Origin of the sequence: Mesorhizobium sp. M7D.F.Ca.US.004.03.1.1, assembly GCF_003998635.1 — a bacterium.
Taxonomy (GTDB): domain Bacteria; phylum Pseudomonadota; class Alphaproteobacteria; order Rhizobiales; family Rhizobiaceae; genus Mesorhizobium; species Mesorhizobium loti.
On the sequence record NZ_RZQG01001411.1, the window covers coordinates 1 to 1,037 of the forward strand.

Sequence of the window (1,037 nt, forward strand, 5' to 3'; positions counted from 1 at the left end):
CTAGGTGTGAGCTTTCGAGAGGTTGTCCATTCGGACCGGACCGAGGAGACTGGAGTTACCACGCTTCAGCATCCATCGGAGGGTCCGAATGAACATCCACAAGAATGCCCGTCTCACACCGCTGCGTCGAGAGGAGATGGCGTTATCGGTGATAGAAGGCGCTTTTTCCAAAGCCCATGCGGCGCGCGTCTATGGCGTGTCGGCCAAGATCGTGGCGCGCTGGGTCGAGCGCTATAAGACCAAAGGGCGGGCCGGCATGGTCGACCGCTCGTCGCGGCCCACCGTCATGCCGAGCCTGACCGAACAGTCCGTGGCCGAGCGCATCGCAGCCTTGCGTCGCCAGCGGCTGACCGGCAAGCACATCGCCCATGAGGTCGGCGTCTCGCCCGCCACCGTCAGCCGGGTTCTCAAGCGTGCCGGGCTGTCGCGGCTCAGGGATATCGAGCCGGCCGAACCGGTCCGGCGCTACGAGCGGGAGCATCCCGGCGAGATGATCCATATCGACATCAAGAAGCTCGGCCGCTTCAGCCAAGTCGGCCATCGTATCACCGGCGATCCGCAAAAGGGCAAGTCGCGCGGCGCCGGCTGGGAGTTCGTCCATGTCTGCATCGACGACGCGTCCCGCATCGCCTTCTCGCAAATCCTGCCCGACGAGAAAAAGGAGTGCGCCATCGCCTTCCTCAAGGCCGCGGTCGCCTATTACGCCAGCCTCGGCGTCACGATAGCCCGCGTCATGACCGACAACGGCTCCTGCTACAGATCAAAGGCCTTCGCCAAGGCCTGCCGCGATCTCGGCCTCAAGCACGTCACGACAAGACCCTATACGCCCAAGACCAATGGCAAGGCCGAGCGCTTCATCCAGACAGCACTGCGCGAATGGGCCTACGCCATTGCCTATCCGACATCCGATCATCGTGCCGCCGAACTGCCTGTCTGGCTGCACAGATACAATTGGCATCGTCCACATGGCAGCCTAAAGTCAAAAACGCCTATCAGTCGCCTCGCCCTGATCGAGGACAACCTGTTGAAGCTCCACA

The 1,037-nt window shown here is 62.4% G+C and carries 1 protein-coding gene; it reads left to right on the top strand.

Annotation, left to right across the window (positions count from 1 at the left end):
- Positions 1-88: 88 nt before the first annotated feature.
- Positions 89-1,037, top strand: a 949-nt coding sequence (locus EN935_RS37510; protein WP_095770220.1) for an IS481 family transposase, incomplete at its 3' end; no start/stop codon positions are given.